This window comes from Streptomyces sp. SM11 (assembly GCF_002910905.1).
In the GTDB taxonomy this organism is placed as follows: Bacteria; Actinomycetota; Actinomycetes; order Streptomycetales; family Streptomycetaceae; genus Streptomyces.
In genome coordinates this window covers 1-19,733 of record NZ_NEUE01000078.1, presented here as the reverse complement: position 1 = coordinate 19,733, position 19,733 = coordinate 1, and the positions used below count along the sequence as shown (strand labels likewise).

Annotated in this window: 19 protein-coding genes; 7 read left to right on the top strand and 12 right to left on the bottom strand. The window is 71.2% G+C overall.

The window, feature by feature from the left end; all coding sequences use genetic code 11:
* Positions 1-5 precede the first annotated feature (5 nt).
* From hpt to dacB, 4 genes are all read right to left on the bottom strand, one after another.
* On the bottom strand, positions 6-545 hold the full coding sequence (hpt, locus tag B9S58_RS04805; RefSeq protein ID WP_003968263.1) for a hypoxanthine phosphoribosyltransferase: 540 nt from the start codon (positions 543-545) through the stop codon (positions 6-8).
* A gap of 98 nt (positions 546-643) precedes the next feature.
* Positions 644-1,768 carry a tRNA lysidine(34) synthetase TilS gene (tilS, locus tag B9S58_RS04800; RefSeq protein WP_103530881.1) on the bottom strand — a complete coding sequence of 375 codons (1,125 nt, stop codon included), beginning with the start codon at positions 1,766-1,768 and terminating at the stop codon, positions 644-646.
* Positions 1,769-1,954: 186 nt separating this feature from the next.
* Positions 1,955-3,091: a zinc-dependent metalloprotease gene (locus tag B9S58_RS04795; RefSeq protein WP_103530880.1), complete on the bottom strand. Its 1,137-nt coding sequence runs from the start codon at positions 3,089-3,091 to the stop codon at positions 1,955-1,957.
* 77 nt (positions 3,092-3,168) lie between these two features.
* Positions 3,169-4,617: a D-alanyl-D-alanine carboxypeptidase/D-alanyl-D-alanine-endopeptidase gene (gene dacB, locus B9S58_RS04790; protein WP_103530879.1), complete on the bottom strand. Its 1,449-nt coding sequence runs from the start codon at positions 4,615-4,617 to the stop codon at positions 3,169-3,171.
* Positions 4,618-4,730: 113 nt separating this feature from the next.
* Here dacB and B9S58_RS04785 point away from each other — a divergent pair, with 113 nt between their 5' ends.
* The 3 genes from B9S58_RS04785 (at position 4,731) to B9S58_RS04775 (ending at position 8,223) form a co-directional block, all read left to right on the top strand.
* Entirely contained in the window at positions 4,731-5,225 is a 495-nt protein-coding gene (locus tag B9S58_RS04785; protein WP_018959738.1) for an inorganic diphosphatase, read from the top strand.
* A gap of 191 nt (positions 5,226-5,416) precedes the next feature.
* Positions 5,417-7,117 (top strand): threonine/serine exporter ThrE family protein, encoded by a 1,701-nt coding sequence (locus B9S58_RS04780; protein ID WP_103530878.1) that lies wholly within the window; start codon positions 5,417-5,419, stop codon positions 7,115-7,117.
* A 140-nt stretch (positions 7,118-7,257) separates the two neighbouring features.
* Positions 7,258-8,223 carry a DUF368 domain-containing protein gene (locus B9S58_RS04775; protein ID WP_103530898.1) on the top strand — a complete coding sequence of 322 codons (966 nt, stop codon included), beginning with the start codon at positions 7,258-7,260 and terminating at the stop codon, positions 8,221-8,223.
* Between the two features lie 11 nt (positions 8,224-8,234).
* Here B9S58_RS04775 and B9S58_RS04770 read toward each other — a convergent pair whose 3' ends face one another.
* Complete coding sequence (locus B9S58_RS04770; protein ID WP_103530877.1) at positions 8,235-8,957, bottom strand: DedA family protein; 723 nt, start codon at positions 8,955-8,957, stop codon at positions 8,235-8,237.
* 150 nt (positions 8,958-9,107) lie between these two features.
* On the opposite strand from B9S58_RS04770, the gene B9S58_RS04765 reads away from it, so the two are divergent.
* Positions 9,108-9,473 carry a YbjQ family protein gene (locus tag B9S58_RS04765; RefSeq protein WP_019762066.1) on the top strand — a complete coding sequence of 122 codons (366 nt, stop codon included), beginning with the start codon at positions 9,108-9,110 and terminating at the stop codon, positions 9,471-9,473.
* Positions 9,474-9,771: 298 nt separating this feature from the next.
* The gene (locus B9S58_RS04760) at positions 9,772-11,199 is read left to right on the top strand and encodes a glutamate decarboxylase (protein WP_103530876.1); all 1,428 of its coding nucleotides are present in this window, start codon (positions 9,772-9,774) and stop codon (positions 11,197-11,199) included.
* An 11-nt stretch (positions 11,200-11,210) separates the two neighbouring features.
* Here the strand turns inward: B9S58_RS04760 and B9S58_RS04755 are convergent, their stop codons facing one another.
* The 5 genes from B9S58_RS04755 to B9S58_RS04735 all read right to left on the bottom strand — a co-directional run bounded on the left by B9S58_RS04755 (position 11,211) and on the right by B9S58_RS04735 (position 16,326).
* The gene (locus B9S58_RS04755; RefSeq protein ID WP_181009186.1) at positions 11,211-12,077 is read right to left on the bottom strand and encodes an ABC transporter permease; all 867 of its coding nucleotides are present in this window, start codon (positions 12,075-12,077) and stop codon (positions 11,211-11,213) included.
* The gene (locus tag B9S58_RS04750) at positions 12,074-13,066 is read right to left on the bottom strand and encodes an ATP-binding cassette domain-containing protein (protein WP_103530896.1); all 993 of its coding nucleotides are present in this window, start codon (positions 13,064-13,066) and stop codon (positions 12,074-12,076) included. The genes B9S58_RS04755 and B9S58_RS04750 overlap by 4 nt, the downstream gene beginning before the upstream one ends.
* A gap of 86 nt (positions 13,067-13,152) precedes the next feature.
* The gene (locus tag B9S58_RS04745) at positions 13,153-13,794 is read right to left on the bottom strand and encodes a PadR family transcriptional regulator (RefSeq protein ID WP_103530875.1); all 642 of its coding nucleotides are present in this window, start codon (positions 13,792-13,794) and stop codon (positions 13,153-13,155) included.
* A 152-nt stretch (positions 13,795-13,946) separates the two neighbouring features.
* A complete protein-coding gene (locus B9S58_RS04740; RefSeq protein WP_103530874.1) occupies positions 13,947-15,404 on the bottom strand; it encodes an aldehyde dehydrogenase family protein in 1,458 nt (485 codons plus the stop codon).
* Positions 15,405-15,462: 58 nt separating this feature from the next.
* Positions 15,463-16,326, bottom strand: a complete 864-nt coding sequence (locus B9S58_RS04735; RefSeq protein WP_103530873.1) for a helix-turn-helix transcriptional regulator — start codon at positions 16,324-16,326, stop codon at positions 15,463-15,465.
* Between the two features lie 357 nt (positions 16,327-16,683).
* Here B9S58_RS04735 and B9S58_RS04730 point away from each other — a divergent pair, with 357 nt between their 5' ends.
* A complete protein-coding gene (locus B9S58_RS04730; protein WP_103530872.1) occupies positions 16,684-17,190 on the top strand; it encodes an ATP-binding protein in 507 nt (168 codons plus the stop codon).
* Positions 17,191-17,255: 65 nt separating this feature from the next.
* Here B9S58_RS04730 and B9S58_RS04725 read toward each other — a convergent pair whose 3' ends face one another.
* On the bottom strand, positions 17,256-17,498 hold the full coding sequence (locus B9S58_RS04725) for a DUF397 domain-containing protein (protein WP_103530871.1): 243 nt from the start codon (positions 17,496-17,498) through the stop codon (positions 17,256-17,258).
* Between the two features lie 256 nt (positions 17,499-17,754).
* Between B9S58_RS04725 and B9S58_RS04720 the strand changes: the two genes are divergently transcribed.
* The gene (locus tag B9S58_RS04720) at positions 17,755-18,273 is read left to right on the top strand and encodes a hypothetical protein (RefSeq protein WP_103530870.1); all 519 of its coding nucleotides are present in this window, start codon (positions 17,755-17,757) and stop codon (positions 18,271-18,273) included.
* Between the two features lie 21 nt (positions 18,274-18,294).
* On the opposite strand, the gene B9S58_RS04715 is transcribed toward B9S58_RS04720, so the two are convergent.
* Positions 18,295-19,733, bottom strand: a 1,439-nt coding sequence (locus tag B9S58_RS04715; protein ID WP_103530869.1) for an FUSC family protein, incomplete at its 5' end; no start/stop codon positions are given.

The following is a 19,733-nucleotide window of genomic DNA, read 5'->3' as shown; positions in this document are numbered from 1 at the left end:
CGGGGTCAGCCTCCGTAGACGTGCGGGGCGAGCGTGCCGACGAAGGGCAGGTTGCGGTACTTCTCCGCGTAGTCCAGCCCGTAGCCGACGACGAACTCGTTGGGGATGTCGAAACCGATCCACTTCACATCGATCGCGACCTTCGCGGCATCCGGCTTGCGCAGCAGGGTGCAGACCTCCAGCGAGGCTGGCTCCCGGGAGCCCAGGTTGGACAGCAGCCAGGACAGCGTCAGCCCGGAGTCGATGATGTCCTCGACGATCAGGACGTGCTTGCCCTTGATGTCGGTGTCGAGGTCCTTGAGGATCCGGACCACACCCGAGGACTGTGTGCCCGCTCCGTACGAGGAGACGGCCATCCAGTCCATCGTGACGGGGGTGGACAGCGCGCGCGCCAGGTCCGCCATGACCATCACCGCGCCCTTGAGGACGCCGACGATGAGCAGGTCCTTGCCCGCGTACTCCGCGTCGATCTTCGCGGCCAGCTCGACGAGCTTCGCGTCGATCTCTTCCTTGGTGAGGAGCACCGACTGAAGGTCGGTACCCATGTCCTTCTCGTTCACCCACGTCTCTTTCTCTGCCTGCCGGCCCGGGAAAGCGCCCCGGGCCGGGCCGGCTGTTCGCCTGCACTTCAGCCGCTTGCGCGTCAGCTCTGCCGAATGACCAGTCTGCCACCCTGTCGCATCGCCTCGACGCGGCCGGGCAGGTTGATGGCCCGCTGGCCGCGCCAGCCGGTGATCAGGCGGTCGACTTCTTCGAGGTGCCGGGCGAAGAGGGAGCCGGCGGGCGCCCCGGCCTCGATCAGCGCGCGGCGCAGCACCCGGCGGCGTACCGCGGGCGGCAGGACGTAGAGCTTGGCGCAATCCAGGCGGCCGGTGTCGTCGCGTACGGACAGCTCGGCCTCGGCGGCCCAGGTGTCCAGGGCGTCGGCGTCGTCGCGGGAGAGCTGGGCGGTGCGGGCGAGGGCTTCGACGACGCCTTTACCGAGCGCCTTCTCCAGGGCGGGCAGGCCTTCGTGGCGGAGCCGGGAGCGGGTGTAGGCGGGGTCGATGTTGTGCGGGTCGTCCCAGACGGGCAGGGACTGGACCAGGCAGGCCTTACGGGCGGTCTGCCGGTCGAGCTGGAGGAAGGGACGGCGGTAGCGGCCGGCCGGTCCGGAGGCGGCGGCCATGCCGGAGAGCGAGCGGATGCCGGAGCCGCGGGCGAGGCCGAGGAGGACGGTCTCGGCCTGGTCGTCGCGGGTGTGGCCGAGCAGGACGGCGGCGGCGCCGTGGCGTTCGGCGGCGGCGTCCAGCGCGGCGTAGCGGGCGTCGCGGGCGGCGGCCTCGGGGCCGCCCTCGCGTCCGACGTGAACGGCGACGGCCTCGACGGGGTCGAGGTCCATGGCGGTGAGCCGGGTGACGACCTCGGCGGCGCGGAGACCGGATCCCGGCTGGAGGTTGTGGTCGACGGTGATGCCGCCGGCCCGGACGGCGAGTTTGCGGGCCTCGAAGGCGAGCGCGGAGGCGAGCGCCATGGAGTCGGCGCCGCCGGAGCAGGCGACGAGCACGAGCGGGGTGTCGGGCCGTTCGGGGAGCGCGGGTCGTTCGGGGAGAGCCGGCCTGCCCACGGCGCCGGCCTCGGCGTAGCGGGAGCGGGCGGAGTGCGCGGGGCGCCTCGCCGCTTCGGCGGGCCGGTCGTGGTCGGCGTAACGGTGGAATTCGGTGAGTACGTCGTGGAGTACGCGGCGGACCGCCAGGCGTATCGCCGCGACCGCAGGATGGGGACCCATGTCCGGTGCCCTTCGTGGAGTTCGGGAGGAGCGCCGAGCGCCGGAACGCGTGAGTCCCGTCACTCAGAGTGCGTCGATGGTGACAGAGGTGAGCTGTTCATCGAGCATTGCACGCCTTCCCATGCACCTATGGTCCCTCGGATGGGTGATTGGAGGGCCAATATCCGTCCACGGGCCGCCTGACGGTCAGGATTCGGCCTTACGGTGCACCCGCGCGACCCAGTCGGCGGGCTTGGCGATCTCGGCCTTGGTCGGGAGGGTGTTCGGTGAGGTCCAGACGCGGTTGAAGCCGTCCATGCCGACCTCTTCGACGACCGATCGTACGAACTTCTCGCCGTCCTTGTACTGCCGGAGCTTGGCGTCCAGGCCGAGGAGCTTGCGCAGGGCCTGGTCGAGGCGGCCGGCGCCCTGGGCCCGGCGCCGCTGGAACTTCTCCCGGATCTCGGCGACGGAGCCGACGACCTCGGGGCCCACGCCGTCCATCACGTAGTCCGCGTGTCCCTCCAGGAGGGACATGACGGCGGTGAGGCGGCCGAGCACCTCGCGCTGGGCAGGGGTCTGGACGATGTCGACGAGGCTGCGGCCGCCGTCCTCGCCCTGTTCGCCCTCGGGGCGTCCGGCGCCGGAGAGGGACTGGGCGGCCTCGCGGAGCCGCTCCACGAAGGTCATCGGGTCGACGTCGGCCTCGTCGAGGAACGTCTGGATCTCGCCCTGGAGGTGGTCGCGGAGCCAGGGAACGCCGGTGAACTGGGTGCGGTGGGTCTCCTCGTGGAGGGCGACCCAGAGCCGGAAGTCGTGCGGGTCGACGTCCAGTTCGCGTTCGACGTGGACGATGTTGGGGGCGACGAGGAGCAGGCGGCCGCCGCCGTCGGCGGAGGCGGGGAGGTCTCTGGTGGCCGGGGCGAACGTCTCGTACTGGCCGAGCACCCGGGAGGCGAGGAACGAGAGCAGCATGCCCAGCTCGACGCCGGTGACCTTGCCGCCGACCGCGCCGAGGACGACGCCGCCGGGTCCGCCGGAGCGACGGCTCTCCATCTTGGCGAGCAGGGGGCGCAGCAGTTCGCGGAAGCCGGCGACGTTGGCCTTGATCCAGCCGGCCCGGTCGACGACGAGGACGGGGGTGTCCTCGGGTTCGGCCCCCTCGGGGATCATCCGGGTGAAGAGCCGGACGTGTTCCTCCGAGGCCCTGGCGTGCCGCCGGAGCTCCGCGACGACGGCGCGGGCCTCCTCGCGGCTGATGTCGGGCCCGGGCCGTACGAGCCGGGTCGCGGTCGCCACCGCGAGATTCCAGTCGACCATCTCGGCACCACCGATGCTCGTCATGCGTCAACCGTACGTGAGCCCGTCGCCCGGTGGTGGGGTCTTGCACCGCTCTTCGGGTGCCGGGTGCCGGGGGTCGCTCAGCGGGCCGGGCCGGCCAGGGCGGTGGCCAGGGCGTCGAGGGCGGCTTCGGCGTCGGGTGCGGAGTCGGTGCCGGAGGCGAGGAAGGCGAAGGCGAGGAGCCGGCCCTGCGGGTCGACGACGGTTCCGGCGAGGGAGTTGACACCGGTGAGGGTGCCGGTCTTGGCGCGGATCAGGCCGGTGCCCTCGGAGTCCTCCTGGTAGCGGCCGCCGAGGGTGCCGCTGAATCCGGCGACCGGGAGGCCGGTGAGGACGGGGCGCAGTCCGGGGCGGTCGGGGTCGGCGGCGCGGGCGAGGAGGGCGGTGAGCAGGGCGGGGGTGACCCGGTCGTTCCGGTCCAGGCCGCTGCCGTCCGCGAGATGGGCCCCGGCCACCGGGACTTCGAGCTTCCTCAGTTCGTTGGTGACGGCGCGACGGGCTCCGGCGAAGTCGGCGCTCTCCCCCTTGGCGATGGCGGTCTGCCGGGCGAGGGCCTCGGCGATGTCGTTGTCGCTGTTGGTGAGGGTGCGCTCGACGAGGGCGGAGAGCGGCGCGGAGCGGTGGGTGGCGACGGTACGGGCCTTGTCCGCCGGGCGGGCCTCGCGGGGCTCGCCGGTGACCTCGACGCCTGCCTTCCGCAGTTGGGCGGCGAAGGCGCGGGCGGCGTCTCCGGCCGGGTCATCGGTGCGCCGTGCGTGGCCGCGGTCCGTGTCGTTCAGGCGGCCCTCGTTGACCATCAGGGCGGTGACGGGGGCGATGTTCTCGTTGGGGCCGATCGGGTGGAGCACGGGGCCGGTGTAGCGGGAGGTGTCGTACGTGAGGCTTACGGAGGTCCTGCTCTCCTCGCGCAGGGCGTCGGCGGCGTCGGCGGCCATCGAGCGCAGGGCCGCCTCGCTGAGCGTGGGGTCGCCGCCGCCGACGAGCGCGAGGGTGCGGGAGTCGGGGGACAGCGCGACGGTGGTGGCGATGCGGTGGTCGGGGCCCAGGGCGGAGAGCGCGGCGACGGTGGTGGCGATCTTGATCGTGGAGGCCGGGGTCATCGGAGCGGTGGCGCCGGTTCCGTACAGCTGCTCGCCGGTGGCGGTGTCGACGACGGACGCGGCGGCCCTGCTGCCGAGTGCGGGCACGCCGATGAGCGGGGCGAGGGTGTCGCGGAGCGCGGCGGCGTCCTGGGGGGCGTCGTGGGTGGTGGTGCCGAGCGCGGGCAGGACCGCCGGGGCGCTGGGGGCCGGGCGGGGGCCGTCGGACGTCGGCCGCCCGTGATGTGCGCCACCTGTTCGGTCCGCGGCGACTGCCAGTGCCCGCTCGGCCTTACGCTGACCGTTGTCCCAGGGGCCGGCGGCGAGGACGGCGCCGGCGGCGACGACCAGGCCGAGCGTGGCGGAGCCTGCGATGAGCTGCCAGGTGCAGGACCCGTTGCGTCCGCTTTTTCGGGCCTTCAGCCTGCCCCACGGGTCCGACGGGCGCATGGACGGTCTTTCCACCGGCTCGGCCACCGTTGACCAGCCCCTTTCGCGAGCACTCTTCTGCGTGGGGGACACTTAATCACCAGTCGTATGTGTTGATCATGGAGGAGCCACCCGTGGAGTTCGACGTCACCATCGAGATCCCGAAGGGTTCGCGGAACAAGTACGAGGTGGACCACGAGACCGGTCGGATCCGCCTGGACCGTCGACTCTTCACCTCGACCAGCTACCCGGCCGACTACGGCTTCGTCGAGAACACCCTCGGCGAGGACGGCGACCCGCTGGACGCGCTGGTCATTCTGGACGAGCCGACCTTCCCCGGATGCCTCATCAAGTGCCGTGCCATCGGCATGTTCCGGATGACCGACGAGGCGGGCGGCGACGACAAGCTGCTCTGCGTCCCGGCGTCCGACCCGCGGGTGGAGCACCTGCGCGACATCCACCACGTGTCGGAGTTCGACCGCCTGGAGATCCAGCACTTCTTCGAGGTCTACAAGGACCTGGAGCCGGGCAAGTCCGTCGAGGGCGCCGACTGGGTCGGCCGTACCGAGGCGGAGGCCGAGATCGAGGCCTCGTACAAGCGTCTTGAGGCACAGGGTGGCGCGCACTGACGTCCTTCTTCCGGTTCCGTTCGTGAGCCGGACGGCCGTCTCGGAACGGGCGGTACACCTTCACGGGTGTGCCGCCCGTTCCGCTGTCCGCACTTCTGCGCGCCCGGGCCCATGCCGGTGGCCATACTGGGCAGGCGTGCGACGGGACACAGGCCCAGGGACATGCGGTCGAGGAGGAACGAGGTCGAGCAGTGGCGGAATCGGGCGGTCCTGAGGACCAGAAGCCCCAGTCCGACGAGGCGCGGAGCGCTTTCGCCCCGCCCGCGGGGACGAGCCATCCGGCGTCGCCGCCCGAGGAGGACCATCCGACGTCCGAGTTCGCGCTGCCGACCGGTGTGCACCAGGAACCGGGCGTTCCGGCCCCGTCGGGCAGCGGCTCCGGGGGCGGTACGAACTCCGACACGTTGAGTTCCGCTTTCACCCCGCCGAGCACGTACAAGGCCCAGCAGGCGCCTCCCGCGTTCACCCCGGCGCAGGGCAGTCCGATGGTCAGGCTGACCAAGGAGGCGCCCTGGCAGGACCGGATGCGCACGATGCTGCGGATGCCGGTGACCGAGCGCCCGGCGCCGGACACCATCCAGCACACCGACGACGACACGGGTCCCGCCGTGCCGCGCGTGCTCGACCTGACGCTGCGTATCGGGGAGCTGCTGCTGGCGGGTGGCGAGGGCGCCGAGGACGTCGAGGCGGCGATGTTCGCGGTGACCCGGTCCTACGGGCTCGACCGGAGCGAGCCGACGGTCACGTTCACGCTGTTGTCCATCTCGCACCAGCCGTCGCTGGTCGACGACCCGGTGACGGCGAGCCGTACCGTACGCCGCCGGGGCACCGACTACACCCGGCTGGCGGCCGTGTTCCGGCTGGTCGACGACATCACCAGCACGGACACCGAGGTCTCGCTGGAGGAGGCGTACCGGCGGCTCGCGGAGATCCGCCGCAATCGCCACCCGTACCCGGGCTGGGTGCTGACGGCGGCGGCCGGGCTGCTGGCCGGTTCGGCCTCCGTGCTGGTCGGCGGTGGCGCGCTGGTGTTCGTCGTGGCGGCGGCGGGCGCGATGCTCGGCGACCGGCTCGCGTGGCTGTGCGCCGGGCGCGGGCTGCCGGAGTTCTACCAGTTCACGGTGGCCGCGATGCCGCCCGCCGCGATGGGGGTGGCGCTGACACTGACCCATCTGACGGACATCCGCCCGTCCGCGGTGATCACCGGTGGGCTGTTCGCGCTGCTGCCGGGGCGGGCGCTGGTGGCAGGGGTGCAGGACGGGCTGACCGGTTACTACATCACCGCCTCGGCCCGGCTCCTGGAGGTCATGTACTTCTTCATCGGGATCGTCGCGGGCGTGCTGATCATCCTGTACCTCGGGGTGCAGTTGGGGGCCCAGCTCAACCCCGAGGCCAAGTTCATCCCCAACGACCGGCCGGCCCTTCAGATCCTGGTGTCGATGACGCTGAGCCTGGCCTTCGCGGTGCTGCTCCAGCAGGAGCGGTCCACCGTGCTGGCGGTCACCCTCAACGGGGGCGTGGCCTGGATCGTCTTCGGGGCGATGGCCCGGACCGGGGACATCTCGCCGGTCGCGGCGACGGCTGTGGCGGCCGGGCTGGTGGGGCTGTTCGGCCAGTTGTTCTCGCGCTACCGGTACACGTCCTCGCTGCCGTACATCACAGCGGCGATCGGACCGCTGCTGCCCGGTTCGGCGACGTACTTCGGTCTGCTGGGCGTGGCCCAGAACGAAGTGAACCGGGGCCTCACCTCGCTGTCGACGGCGGTCGCGACGGCGCTGGCCATCGCGATCGGGGTGAACCTGGGGAGCGAGATCTCCCGGCTGTTCATGGGGGTGCCGGGCGCGGTCGGTGGGGCGAGCCGGCGGGCGGCGAAGCGGACCCGGGGGTTCTGAGGAAGCAGCGGTCCCGTCCGTTCCGCCTGCCGACCCCTGCTCGTACGGCCACTGCGGCGCGGCGCCTAGGATGGTCGCCTGCTCCCCTCAAGGCCGAGAGCCGAACCATGGCCGAGAGCCGACAGTCGAAACAGGAGATCATGGCGAAGCCATCCGGCCACCACGTCTTCAACGCCTTCCGTGGCGCTCTCATCGGCACCGCGGAGGCCGTCCCCGGCGTCAGCGGCGGCACCGTCGCACTGATCACCGGCGTGTACGAGAAGCTGATCGACGGCGCCGGTCACATCACCAGCGCGCTGCGCATGGGCGCGTCCGACCTGCCCCGCGGCCGGGGGACCGCGCGCGCCAGGGCCGAGCTGAGGAACGTCGACTGGACGGTGCTGCTTCCGCTCCTGGCGGGCATGGCGGTGGCCCTGGTGCTCGCGGCCAAGCTGATCGCGCCCCTGGTCGAGGAGCACCCCCAGTTCGCGTACGCCCTGTTCTTCGGTCTGGTGCTGGCCTCCCTGTGGGTGCCGTACTCAGGCTCGGGAAAGCGCTGGACCGTCGGGAACTACGCGCTCTGCGTGGTCGTCGCGCTGGGCGCCTTCACCCTGACGGGGCTGCCGCCCGGCGAGATGCCGACCCACCCCGTGGTGGTCGCGCTGGCCGGCTCGATCGCGATCTGCGCGCTGGTCCTTCCCGGTATCTCCGGCTCGTTCCTGCTGCTGACCATGGGCCTGTACGAGCCGACGATCGAGGCCGTCAACGAGCGTGACTTCGGCTATCTCGCAGCCTTCGCGCTGGGCTGTGTGGTGGGGCTCGCGCTCTTCGTCAAGCTGCTGAAGTGGCTGCTGGCGAACTACCACCACATGACGCTGGTCGTGATGACCGGTCTGATGGCTGGTTCACTGCGCGCGCTGTGGCCCTGGCAGGACGATGACCGCGGGCTCCTCGCCCCCAGCGGCTCGGTCGGCCTGACCTGCGCTCTGTTCGTGCTCGGCGCCGCCGTGGTGATCGCTGTGCTGGTGGTGGAGCACCGGGCTCAGGGCAAGAAGGCGGAGCCGTCGGCCGCCGCACCCAAGCGCGGTCGGCACGCGCGCGTCCCCTCGGGCTCCGGGCGGGACTGAGCCCGGCCGCCTCAGACTCCAGGCGGGGCTGAGCCCGGCCCGACGAGCCCGTGGGGCAGGGCATCCGCCGGCGGGCCGTCGCCGCCCGCCGCCGCCTCGGCGGCAGCGGCCTTCTTGCCCTCGCTGCGGGCCCGGAGGACCTCGATCACGATCGGCACCACGGAGATGAGCACGATCAGGACGAGGATCTTCTCGATGTGCTCGTGCACGAAGTCGATCTTGCCGAGCACGGCGCCGAGCACGGTGACGCCGACGCCCCACAGAAGCGCGCCGACGACGTTGTAGATGACGAACAGGCGGTAGTTCATCCGGCTGACGCCCGCGATGATCGGCGTGAACGTGCGGACGATGGGCACGAAGCGTGCCAGGACCAGGGACTTCGGGCCGTGCTTCTCGAAGAACTCGTGGGCCTTCTCCACGTTCTCCTGCTTGAAGAGACGGGAGTCCGGGCGCTTGAAGAGGGCCGGGCCGACCTTGCGGCCGAAGAGATAGCCCACCTGGTCGCCGAGAATCGCGGCGACGGCGATCAGAGTGCAGACGAGCCAGAGCGGATACTTCAGCTGGCCGGTGGTGACCAGCAGCCCTGTGGTGAACAGCAGGGAGTCGCCGGGCAGGAAGAAGCCGATCAGGAGTCCGGACTCGGCGAACACGATGAGGAGGAGGCCGGGGAGGCCGAACGTGTTGAGCAGATAGTCCGGGTCCAGCCAGCTCGGGCCGAGGGCAAGCGTATTCAAGGGTCAGGCTCCAGGGTGACGTGTGTGGTGGGGGCCGCGCGGCAACCGAAGCTACCGACGCCCGGTGAACGCCCTTGGTTCCGGTGGCGCACAGCGGGAATGCGCATCCTGCGGAGTAGGCCGAAGCTGATCGCAGGAGGTGCCACGAACATGGGCATTGAGGAGTTCGGCGGCGGGCAGACCGCCCAGGCGGACGTGCTGGTCGTCACCACAAACGACGTACCGGGGTATCAGGTGACGCAGGTCATCGGTGAGGTCTTCGGGCTGACCGTGCGGTCGCGCCACCTCGGCAGCCAGATCGGCGCCGGGCTGAAGTCGATGATCGGCGGCGAGCTGAAAGGGCTGACCAAGACCCTGGTCGAGACCCGCAACCAGGCGATGGAGCGGCTGGTGGAGCAGGCGCGGGCCCGGGGCGCCAACGCGGTCCTGATGATGCGCTTCGACGTCACCGAGGCGGCGGACGTGGGGACGGAGGTCTGCGCGTACGGGACGGCGGCGGTGATCAGCAAGGTGTGATGCGGCGCCACCGGGTAGCCGATGGGGCTTTAGCCCGTTTTCCGACTCTGTGGTGAGCCGGTGGCTGTCTCCGAACCCCCCGCGCCCCCGTCGCCCGCTCCCCCTCATTCTCCGGCCGCCCCGGCCCGGCGGCTGCGGGGAACGGGCTACGGGGGCGGGGACGGCTCGACCCGGCGCGCGGGACACCGCGAGCATCCGTATCGTCGGCTTCATGCGTTGACGTAACGCTTCATTCGGTTGCATACCGCTTTGAACCGATACTGTCCCGACCGCGTCGGCCGAGAGAGGGGCTTCCCCCATGCCGCTCCACCGCGGTGCCCATCCGGAACAGGACGAACCCTCCGATGAGCGGCGCAGGCTCGCCCTGAACCCGTTCTTCGGCGAGGCGGACCCGACGGCCGCGATGAACACCGCGCCGCCCCGGCACCGGCTGCCCGACGGGCCGCTGCCGCCGCTGACGGCGTACCGGCTGGTCCACGACGAGCTGATGCTCGACGGCAACTCCCGGCTCAACCTGGCCACGTTCGTCACCACCTGGATGGAGCCGCAGGCCGACGTCCTGATGGGCGAGTGCCGGGACAAGAACATGATCGACAAGGACGAGTACCCGCGCACCGCCGAACTGGAGCGGCGCTGTGTGGCGATGCTCGCCGACCTGTGGAACGCGCCCGATCCGAGGGCGGCCGTAGGGTGTTCGACCACCGGATCGAGCGAGGCGTGCATGCTCGCGGGGCTCGCCCTGAAGCGGCGCTGGGCGAAGCGGAACGCGGACCGCTATCCGGCGACGGCGCGGCCCAATCTGGTGATGGGCGTCAATGTGCAGGTCTGCTGGGAGAAGTTCTGCACCTTCTGGGAGGTGGAGGCCCGGCTCGTCCCGATGGAGGGCGAGCGGTTCCACCTGGACCCGGAAGCCGCCGCCGAGCTCTGCGACGAGAACACCATCGGGGTCGTCGGCATCCTCGGCTCCACCTTCGACGGGTCCTACGAGCCGGTCGCCGAGCTCTGCGCGGCCCTCGACGCCCTCCAGGAGCGCACCGGCCTCGACATCCCGGTCCACGTGGACGGGGCGTCCGGCGCGATGGTGGCGCCCTTCCTCGACCCGGACCTGGTGTGGGACTTCCGGCTGCCGAGGGTGGCGTCGATCAACACCTCGGGCCACAAGTACGGCCTCGTCTACCCGGGGGTCGGCTGGGCGCTGTGGCGGACGGCGGACGCGCTGCCGGAGGAGCTGGTCTTCCGGGTCAACTACCTGGGCGGCGACATGCCGACGTTCGCGCTGAACTTCTCCCGGCCCGGGGCGCAGGTGGTCGCGCAGTACTACACGTTCCTGCGCCTCGGGCACGACGGCTACCGGGCGGTCCAGCAGGCCTCCCGGGACGTGGCCCGCGCGCTGGCCCGCGCGGTGGAGGATCTGGGCGACTTCCGGCTGCTCACCCGGGGCGACGAGCTGCCGGTGTTCGCCTTCACGACGAACAGCGACGTCCACGCGTACGACGTGTTCGACGTGTCGCGCCGGCTGCGGGAGCACGGCTGGCTGGTGCCCGCGTACACCTTCCCCGCCAACCGGCAGGACCTGTCGGTGCTGCGAGTGGTCTGCCGCAACGGGTTCTCCTCCGACCTGGCCGAGCTGCTGGTCGAGGACCTGAAGCTGCTGCTGCCCGAGCTGCGGGCCCAGAAGCATCCGTTGAGTCACGACCGGTCGGCCCCGACGGCCTTCCACCACTGACCACGCCGCTCCTACCGGCTGAGCCGCGCGAACTTCACCACCGCCAGCGGGAAGAACACCGCGACGATGGCCACCGGCCAGAGCACCGCGAGAAGTTGGGCGTGCTCGGCGGCCCAGGAGCCGGTCGCGCCGCCCGGGTTGCCGAACAACTCCCGTACGGCGGTGGCCGTCGCCGACATGGGGTTCCACTCGACCACCGCGCCCAGCCAGCCCGGCATCGACCCGGGGGCGGCGAACACGTTGGAGAGGAAGCCGACCGGCCAGATGAGGATCTGGACCGCCGAGACCATCTCCGGCCGCCCCGCCACCATGGCGAGCAGGATGCCGACCCAGAGCATCGCGAACCGCAGCAGGAGCAGCAGCCCCATCGCCCCCAGGGCGGCGGCGGCCCCGTTGTGCAAGCGCCAGCCGACCGCGTACCCGACCCCGGTCATCACCGCGAGCGCCGCCGTCGACTGGAGCATGTCCGCGGTGCTGCGGCCGACCAGGACGGCCCCCGGGGCCATCGGCATCGAGCGGAAGCGGTCGATGACGCCCTTGCCGAGGTCCTGGGTGACCGCGAGCATCGTGCCCTCCAGGCCGAAGACCATGGTCAGCGCGAGCATCCCGGGGACCAGGAACTCGGTGGGGTCGCCGTCCACGCCCCGGCCGCCGCCGGCCAGATACGTGAACATCAGGAGCAGCATCACCGGGAAGACCAGGCCGACGAGCACCTCGACCGGCTGCCGGGCCCAGTGCGCCAGTTCGCGGCGGGTCATCGTCCAGGAGTCGGTCAGCGCCCAGCCGATCCGCGAGGAAGCCCCCGCCCCGCCGGGCCCGGGGCCGCCGCGCTCGCCGCCGCTCCGGCCGGGTACCGCCGCCGCCGTCGCCGCGCTCATGCCGCCACCTCCGCCTGGTCCGCCTTGTCTGCCTTGTCTGCCTTCTGTACGGTCCGTTCGCCGGCGGGTTGCCCGGTGAGGGTCAGGAACACCTCGTCCAGGGTCGGGCGGCGCACCGCGATGTCCTCCGCCTCGATGCCCGCCTCCTCCAGCACCCGTACCGTCCGGGTCAGGGCCGCCATCCGGTCCGGGGCGGGCGCGCCGATCCGCCGCCGGTCGGCGTCCACCGTCAGGTCCGGGCCGCCGAGCAGGGCGGCCGCCTCCACCAGCCGGGACGCGTCGCGCAGGACGACGTCGATCCGGTCGCCGCCGACGAGGGCCTTCAGCTCGTCGGGGGTGCCCTCGGCGACCGCCCGGCCGCCGTCGACCAGGGAGATCCGGTCGGCCAGCTGGTCCGCCTCGTCCAGATACTGCGTGGTCAGCAGCACCGTGGCGCCACCGCCGACCAGGGACCGCACCGCGTCCCACACCTCGGTCCGGCCGCGCGGGTCGAGGCCGGTGGTCGGCTCGTCCAGGAACAGCACGTCCGGGTCGGTGATCAGCGACGCGGCCAGGTCGAGGCGCCTGCGCATGCCGCCGCTGTACTGCTTGACGGCCTTGCGCCCGGTGTCCGCGAGGCCGAACCGCTCCAGCAGCTCGTCCGCCCGGCTGCCCGCCCGGCGTGCGCCCAGGTGGTACAGCCGCCCGAACATCTCCAGGTTCTGCCGCCCGCCGAGCTGCTCGTCCACCGCCGCGTGCTGCCCGAGCAGCCCGATCCGGCGCCGCACCTCACCCGCCCGCTCACGGACGTCGAGGCCGGCCACGGTCACCCGGCCCGCGTCGTGGCGCAGCAGCGTCGACATGATCCGCACGGCGGTGGTCTTGCCCGCCCCGTTGGGGCCGAGCACTCCGTGCACCGTTCCGCTGCCGACGGTCAGGTCCAGTCCGTCCAGGGCGCGCTTCTCCCCGTACCGCTTGTGCACGCCGTCCATGACGATCGCTTCGGTCACGTTCCCCGTCACCCTTCCACCCCTTTGTAGTCAAACTTGACTAGTGGATCGAAGATAAACCCCGCCGCAGCATTCGTCAAACTTGATTAGTCGCGATCCCCGGGATGGGGGACACCGGTGGCGTACGGGTTCTCCTCGTCGTCGGCGAGCAGCCCGACGAACGGGTCACCCTCGCCCGCGAAGGTGTACGCGCCGCCCTCGATGCGGGCGATCAGGCCCCGGGTCCACTCCGCACCACTGTCGGCCGAGTGCACCCACAGGTTCATGATCTCGCCGATGTGGCCGAGGGATTCCGGGCCGTCCTCGGGGGTGTAGTACTCGGTGACCGACCTGCGCCACTCCTCGATGCCCTCGATCCGCTCTTTGAGCAGCGCGACCGCCTCCTCCCGGGGCAGGTCGACGATGAACCCGATCGCCGCCGAGAGGACGTCCATGTTCTGGTCGTAGGAGCGGATGGCCGCACGCAGCAGGCTGCGGCACTCCGCCAGCCCTTCGTCCGTGAGCTCGTACTCGGTGCGCGGCGGGCCGCCCGCCGTGGAGGGGGCCGTCTCGTGCGCGAGGAGCAGTCCCTGCTTCGCCATCTGCTTCAGGGCGTGGTAGATCGACCCGGGCTTGGCGTTGGACCACTCGTGCGCGCCCCAGTACTCCAGGTCGTTGCGGACCTGATAGCCGTGCGCGCGGCCGTGCATACGCACGGCGCCGAGAACCAGCAGCCGGATCGCGGACATGACACCCTTCTTCCTATTCAACTTTGACTAGGGTAGCGGGCCCGCTTGCGGACGGCCGGTCGGTGTGCCACTGCCACGAACAGGAGCATCGGGGCCGTGACCACGGAGGTGAACACCAGGGGCAGCGAAACCGAGGCGGGCCGAGGGCCCGCTCAGAACGGGAAGACCGAGCGGCCGTGCTGGATCGACATCCACTTCTGCGTGGTGAACGCCTCCACCACGGCCTCGCCGTTCAGCCGCCCCAACCCGGAGGTCTTCTCGCCGCCGAACGCGACCAGCGGATCGTCCTGCACGGTGGAGTCGTTGACGTGGAACATCCCGCTGACGATGCGCTGCGCGAACTTCACCCCGCGCTCCACGTCCCGGGTGTGCACCGCGCCGCTGAGGCCGTACGGGCCCTCGTTGACGATCCGCGCGGCCTCCTCCTCGCCGTCGAACGTCATCAGCAGGGCCACCGGGCCGAGGATCTCCTGGTGAAGCAGCGGGGAGTCCTCCGCGAGCCCGGTAAGGACGGTCGGCCCGACGACGTTGCCGACGGTCCGGCCCCGCACGAGGGCCGTCGCGCCGTCCGCGACCGCCCGGTCGACGAGGGCGTCCAGCGCGTCGGCCTGGAAGGCGTTGATGACCGGCCCGATCCGGGTCTCCGGGTCCCTCGGGTCCCCGGTCCTGAGCGCGGCCACCTCGGCGGTGAACCGCTCGGTGAACTCCACCGCCACCGACCGGTCCACCAGGATCCGGTTGGCCGCCATGCTGACCTGCCCCTGGTGCAGGAAGCGGCTGAAGACGGCGGCCCGGACCGCGTAGTCGACATCGGCGTCCTCCAGCACCACCAGGGCGCTGTTGCCGCTCAGTTCCAGGATGGTCCGCTTGAAGGCGCCCGCCGCGGTTGCGGCGATGTGCCGGCCGACCCGGTCGGAGCCGGTGAACGAGATCACCTTGGGCACAGGGTGCTCGATGAACGCGTCGCCGATCTCGGCGCTGTCGGTGATGACGACGTTGAGTAGCCCGGCGGGCAGCCCGGCGTCCTCGAATGTCTTCGCTATCAGTCCGCCGCCCACGACGGGCGCGTTCTGATGGGGCTTCACGACGACCGCGTTGCCGAGCGCCAGGGCGGGCGCCACCGACTTCATCGTTACCAGGAAAGGGAAGTTGAAGGCGCTGATGACGCCCACGACGCCGACGGGCAGCCGGTAGAGCCGGTTCTCCCGGCCGTCGCCCACGGCGGGCAGCAGCCGCCCGGTGGGCCGCAGCGCCTGGTGGATCGCCTCGCGCAGGAACTCCGTCGCACCGCGGACCTCGTACTGGGCCCGCAGCCGGGTGCCGCCCAGTTCGTCGATGATCGCCTCGGCGATCTCCTCGGCGCGCTCACCGGTGATGTGGAGCGCGCGTTCGAGGACGGCACGCCGCTCGTACGGGTTGACGCCGGCCCACTCCTGCTGCGCCCGCTCGGCGGCCCGGTAGGCCCGGTCGACCTCCAGCGCGGTGGCCACGGTGACGGCGGCGAGTTTCTCGCCGTTGTAGGGATTGAAATCGATGATGTCCCACGAGCCGCTGCCAGTCAGCCACTCGCCGTCGATGTACTGGTGGGCCAGTTCATGGAAGAAGGACATGCATTCCCTTACTGCAGGCGTTCGCAGACTCCTGATGCAACGTCATCGTACTGAGAAATTACGTCAGTTGGAGTAGACCGCGCAGAAGATCCCGACTCTCTTCCGGTGCGGGACTGTCCTGGGCGAGGCCCGCTATGGCCTTTTCGTACTGTGCGACTTCCTCGGGCTTGTCCAGATAGAGCGCACTCGTCAGCTGCTCCAAATAGACAATGTCCGACAGATCGGATTCCGGGAAACGCAGCATCGTGAAAGAGCCGCTCTCACCGGCATGACCGCCGTGACTGAAGGGCATGACCTGGAGTGTGATGTTCGGCTGCTCCGACATATCGATCAGATGCCGCAATTGGGCACGCATGACGTCGCGTTCGCCGTACGGGCGGCGCAGCGCCGCCTCGTCGAGAACGGCGTGGAACGTCGGGGCGCGCTCCGAGACGAGCGCCTTCTGGCGCTCCAGACGCAGGGCGACCCGGCGGTCGACCTCCGCGGGCGAGGCGCCTCGCATCCCGCGCGAGACGACGGCGTGGGCATACGCCTCGGTCTGCAACAGCCCGTGCACGAACTGGACTTCATAGATACGGATGAGGGAGGCCGCGCCCTCCAGACCGATGTACGTCTGGAACCAGCCGGGCAGCACGTCTCCGTAACTGTGCCACCAGCCCGCCACGTTGGCCTCGCGGGCCAGACCGAGGAGGGACTCCCGCTCCGCCTCGTCCGCGACTCCGTAGAGCGTGAGCAGGTCCTCGACGTCCCTGGCCTTGAAGCTCACCCGTCCCAACTCCATGCGGCTGATCTTCGATTCGGAGGCCCGGATCGAGTAGCCGGCCGCCTCACGGGTGATGCCGCGCGACTCCCGCAGTCTCCTGAGCTGAGAGCCCAGGAGGATGCGTCGCACCACCGATCCACTCGACTCGCCTGCCGACACTGGTCCGACCCTCCCCATCGCCTACCTGGCACCCGGAGCCCCCCGGAACCCCGAGTGCCGGATTCTGCCACCAAAACGCTCCAGCCCGTACTCATCCGATTACGGAAATGGGAAGACGTTTACGAAGCTCCGAAACTGGCCCCGGGCAGAAATACCCCGGAACCACCACGGTATCGGGCAGGTCCGGCGTGTGCACGTGCATCTGCTCTTGCATCTGCCCTGCGCATTCGGAACCATGGCCCTCGCGCACCTGCGTGCTCGTGTTGTGCCGCTGTACCCCCCGCAGTACCGCTACAGGCAGTGCCGCTACAGCCGCGAATCCCGGGAGTGCCTCGTATGGGGACGAATGGATCGACGATGCTCGAGCCGTTACGGCAGGGGCTTCCCCCCACCGACCCCTCAGGGGTTGCCGGATCGGCGTCCTGCGCTCTGCCCGCACGCTACGAAGCGGTCGGCGGCGCACGGAAGTTCACCCGTTCGACGCTGGAGCGATGGGAGCTGGGCGACCGTTTCGACGATGTCGCCCTGGTGGTGTCCGAACTCGTCACCAACGCCCTGCGCCACGCGCTGCCCGGCGATCCGCCCCGGGAGTTCCAGGACCCGCCGGTGCGACTGCATCTGATGCGCTGGACCTCGCGCCTGGTGTGCGCGGTGCGCGACCCCAGCCGGGAGAGCCCGGTGGCGGGCGAGGCCGCGGATTCGGCCGAATCCGGCCGTGGGCTGTTCCTGGTGGAGTGCGTCAGCGACAGCTGGGGCTGGCACCCCTCCCCCGTGCCGCTCGGGGAACTGCCGTCGGGTCCGTTGTACGGCAAGGTCGTCTGGGCCCTCTTCCGGCTGCCGGAGAACACGAAGCCGGATACGTAGGAACCCCGGGTCCGGCCCGTCGTGGGCCGGGCCCGGCGGCGGGCGCCGGTGGCCGTCCGGCCGTATCAGGCGCCGGCGGCCAGATGGTCGAACTCGCCGTCCTTGACGCCCAGCAGCAGCGCCTCGATCTCCGCGGGCGTATAGACGAGTGCGGGCCCGTCGGGGTGACGGGAGTTCCGCATCGCCACATTCCCTCCGGGCAGCCGAGCGAACTCCACGCAGGATCCCTGGGAGTTGCTGTGCCTGCTCTTCTGCCAGACGGCTCCGTGAAGCTCTGTGGCCGCCATGCCGTTGTACACGTGGTGCACAGGACGCTCCCCGAGTTGCAAGGTGCAAGTGTCAACTAGCTCGGATCATAGCTCTGTTCATATGCCAATGCATGAGCAGATGCACGTGCACGCGGGGTGTTCCTTTGACTACAGGCTTTTCCGCCCCGGCCCCACCCTTCCGGAAGGGAGACGAACGGCACGCCTATTTCGCTCCCGCTCACCGGAGTTGATCCGCACGGACCTTGGTAACGTGGCGCGGTCTTTCGACCGGAGGAACAGCGAGGGGGAACTCCACGTGACCAGGCATCTACGCACCGGCGCCGCCGTGGTCGCCGGTCTGGCCGCCGCACTGGCGCTGACGGCATGCGGCAGCGACGACGCGGGCAAGGACTCCGGCGCGGACTCCGCGGCGAGCGCGAAGCCCGGCAGCGGCGGTGACAACGGCTCGGAGGAGTCCGCCAGCAGCGGCGGCACGGACGCCGCCGCGCTGGAGGGCACCTGGGTGGGGCTGACGGACGGCAAGAGCGTCACCGTGTCCATCACCGCCGGCAAGGTCGCCCTCGTCGCCGACCGGTCCGTGTGCCAGGGCGACGTGAAGGACATGGGCGGCGAGCCGATGCTGGCGCTGAAGTGCGCCGGCGGCTCCGCCGGCCGCACGATGGGCGCGATCGACTCCGTCGACGGCACGAAGCTGGTCGTCTCGTGGGAGGGCGGCATCAAGGACACCCTCGCCAAGGCCGAATCGGGCAAGCTGCCGAGCGGCACGCCCTCGCTCCCCGACCTCCCGGACCTGCCCGAGGTCCCCGCGCCCTGAGGCCGGACGCCGGCGGGCCGCTCAGCTCCCGGCGAGCGTGCTGCTGACACGGGTGGAGCCGCCGCGCTCGTCCAGGGCGCGGGTGAACTCCTCCAGCGCGTCCAGGAGCAGCGCCGCGCCCCGGCGCACGACCGGGTCACCGACCGGTGTCGTGCCGTCCTCCGTCGGTGTGGGCATGTCCCAGTGGGCCACCGCGTCCACCACCGGCTGCCAGTCCGGGAGCCGCCGCTCCCGTACCGCCTTGGCGCCCTTCTCGGTGGCCCGGCGCAACGCCTCGGCCAGCTGGGCGGCGCCGGGCACCGGGTCGGCAGACCGGGCCGGCAGGTGGGCCTCCAGGACCATCGCGGACCGGCCCAGCTGGGCCAGCGCGTGCTGGGCGTCGGTGGCGGCGGCCCGGGAGATGCCCCGGTGGCGTACGGGTTCGTGCTGGGCGGTCGCCAGCGCCTCCTGCCACGCCACGCGGGCCTCCCGGGTGGCGATCAGGGCGTCCCGCACGTCATCGGCGCCCCGGGAGGCGGGGTCCGCGTACCGGTCGACGACCGTGGCCGCGTACCGCCCGTCCGCCACCAGCCACTCGGCCAGCCGGTTGCGCAGCCGCGGGGTCTCCCAGGCCGGGTAGACGGCGTACGAGATCATCGCGAGGAGCCCGCCGACGAGCGTCAGCACGATGCGTTCCGTGACGGTCTGGGACCAGTCGTCGCCGGCCATGCCGAGCAGGAAGACGACGTACGCGGCGACACAGACCTGGCCGACCGCGTAGCCGGTGCGCATCAGCAGGTACATCAGCCCGGCGCAGACCACCGCGAGCAGGGCGGAGAGCCGGGCGTCGGGATGGGCGGTCTGCACGACGGCGGTGGCCAGCCCGACACCGACCAGGGTGCCGCCGAAGCGGCCCGCGGAACGGGCGTACGTCTGCGAGAACTCGGGCCGCATCACCATGACGGCGGTCATCGGCGCCCAGTAGCCGTGGCCGAGCGGCACGGCCTCGCCCACGAAGTACCCGCAGACGGCGACCACCGCGACCCGGATGGCATGGCGCATCACCGGTGAGCCGTGGTGCAGCTCGCGGCGCATCGAGGCCAGCACCACCGGGATCAGCTTCACCAGGGTGGGCCGGTGCCGGGTGTCCGGGGCGAGGTCGGAGGGGACCCCGCTGTCGGTCCCGGTGCCCTCCGCGATCTCCAGGACGTCGTCGAGCAGGGCCGAGAGCCGGTCGGCGGCGCGGCGGGCGGGGCCGACGAGGATCACGTCGTTGTCTGGGGTCTTCAGGACACCCAGGTCGGTAGCGGAGAGATGGACGGGTTCGCCGTGCCGGACGGCCCGCGCGGCGGCGTCCAGGACCGAGCCGGCCGCGCCCAGCAGCTCGTTCACCCAGAGCCGCTCCAGACCGTCGCCGGGCACGCCCATCGCCGGGTCCGCGAGCGAGGCGAGCACCGGGCGCAGCCGCTCGGCGACGCCCC

Bases quoted from the DNA above. Each gene is read 5' to 3' on its own strand.
- tilS (WP_103530881.1), bottom strand. From the start codon at position 1,768: ATGGGTCCCCATCCTGCGGTCGCGGCGATACGCCTGGCGGTCCGCCGC.
- B9S58_RS04775 (WP_103530898.1), top strand. From the start codon at position 7,258: ATGGCGAAGCCATCCGGCCACCACGTCTTCAACGCCTTCCGTGGCGCT.
- B9S58_RS04740 (WP_103530874.1), bottom strand. From the start codon at position 15,404: ATGTCCTTCTTCCATGAACTGGCCCACCAGTACATCGACGGCGAGTGG.
- B9S58_RS04760 (WP_103530876.1), top strand. From the start codon at position 9,772: ATGCCGCTCCACCGCGGTGCCCATCCGGAACAGGACGAACCCTCCGAT.
- B9S58_RS04730 (WP_103530872.1), top strand. From the start codon at position 16,684: ATGCTCGAGCCGTTACGGCAGGGGCTTCCCCCCACCGACCCCTCAGGG.
- B9S58_RS04745 (WP_103530875.1), bottom strand. From the start codon at position 13,794: ATGTCCGCGATCCGGCTGCTGGTTCTCGGCGCCGTGCGTATGCACGGC.
- B9S58_RS04765 (WP_019762066.1), top strand. From the start codon at position 9,108: ATGGGCATTGAGGAGTTCGGCGGCGGGCAGACCGCCCAGGCGGACGTG.
- B9S58_RS04755 (WP_181009186.1), bottom strand. From the start codon at position 12,077: ATGAGCGCGGCGACGGCGGCGGCGGTACCCGGCCGGAGCGGCGGCGAG.
- hpt (WP_003968263.1), bottom strand. From the start codon at position 545: ATGGGTACCGACCTTCAGTCGGTGCTCCTCACCAAGGAAGAGATCGAC.
- dacB (WP_103530879.1), bottom strand. From the start codon at position 4,617: ATGCGCCCGTCGGACCCGTGGGGCAGGCTGAAGGCCCGAAAAAGCGGA.
- B9S58_RS04795 (WP_103530880.1), bottom strand. From the start codon at position 3,091: ATGACGAGCATCGGTGGTGCCGAGATGGTCGACTGGAATCTCGCGGTG.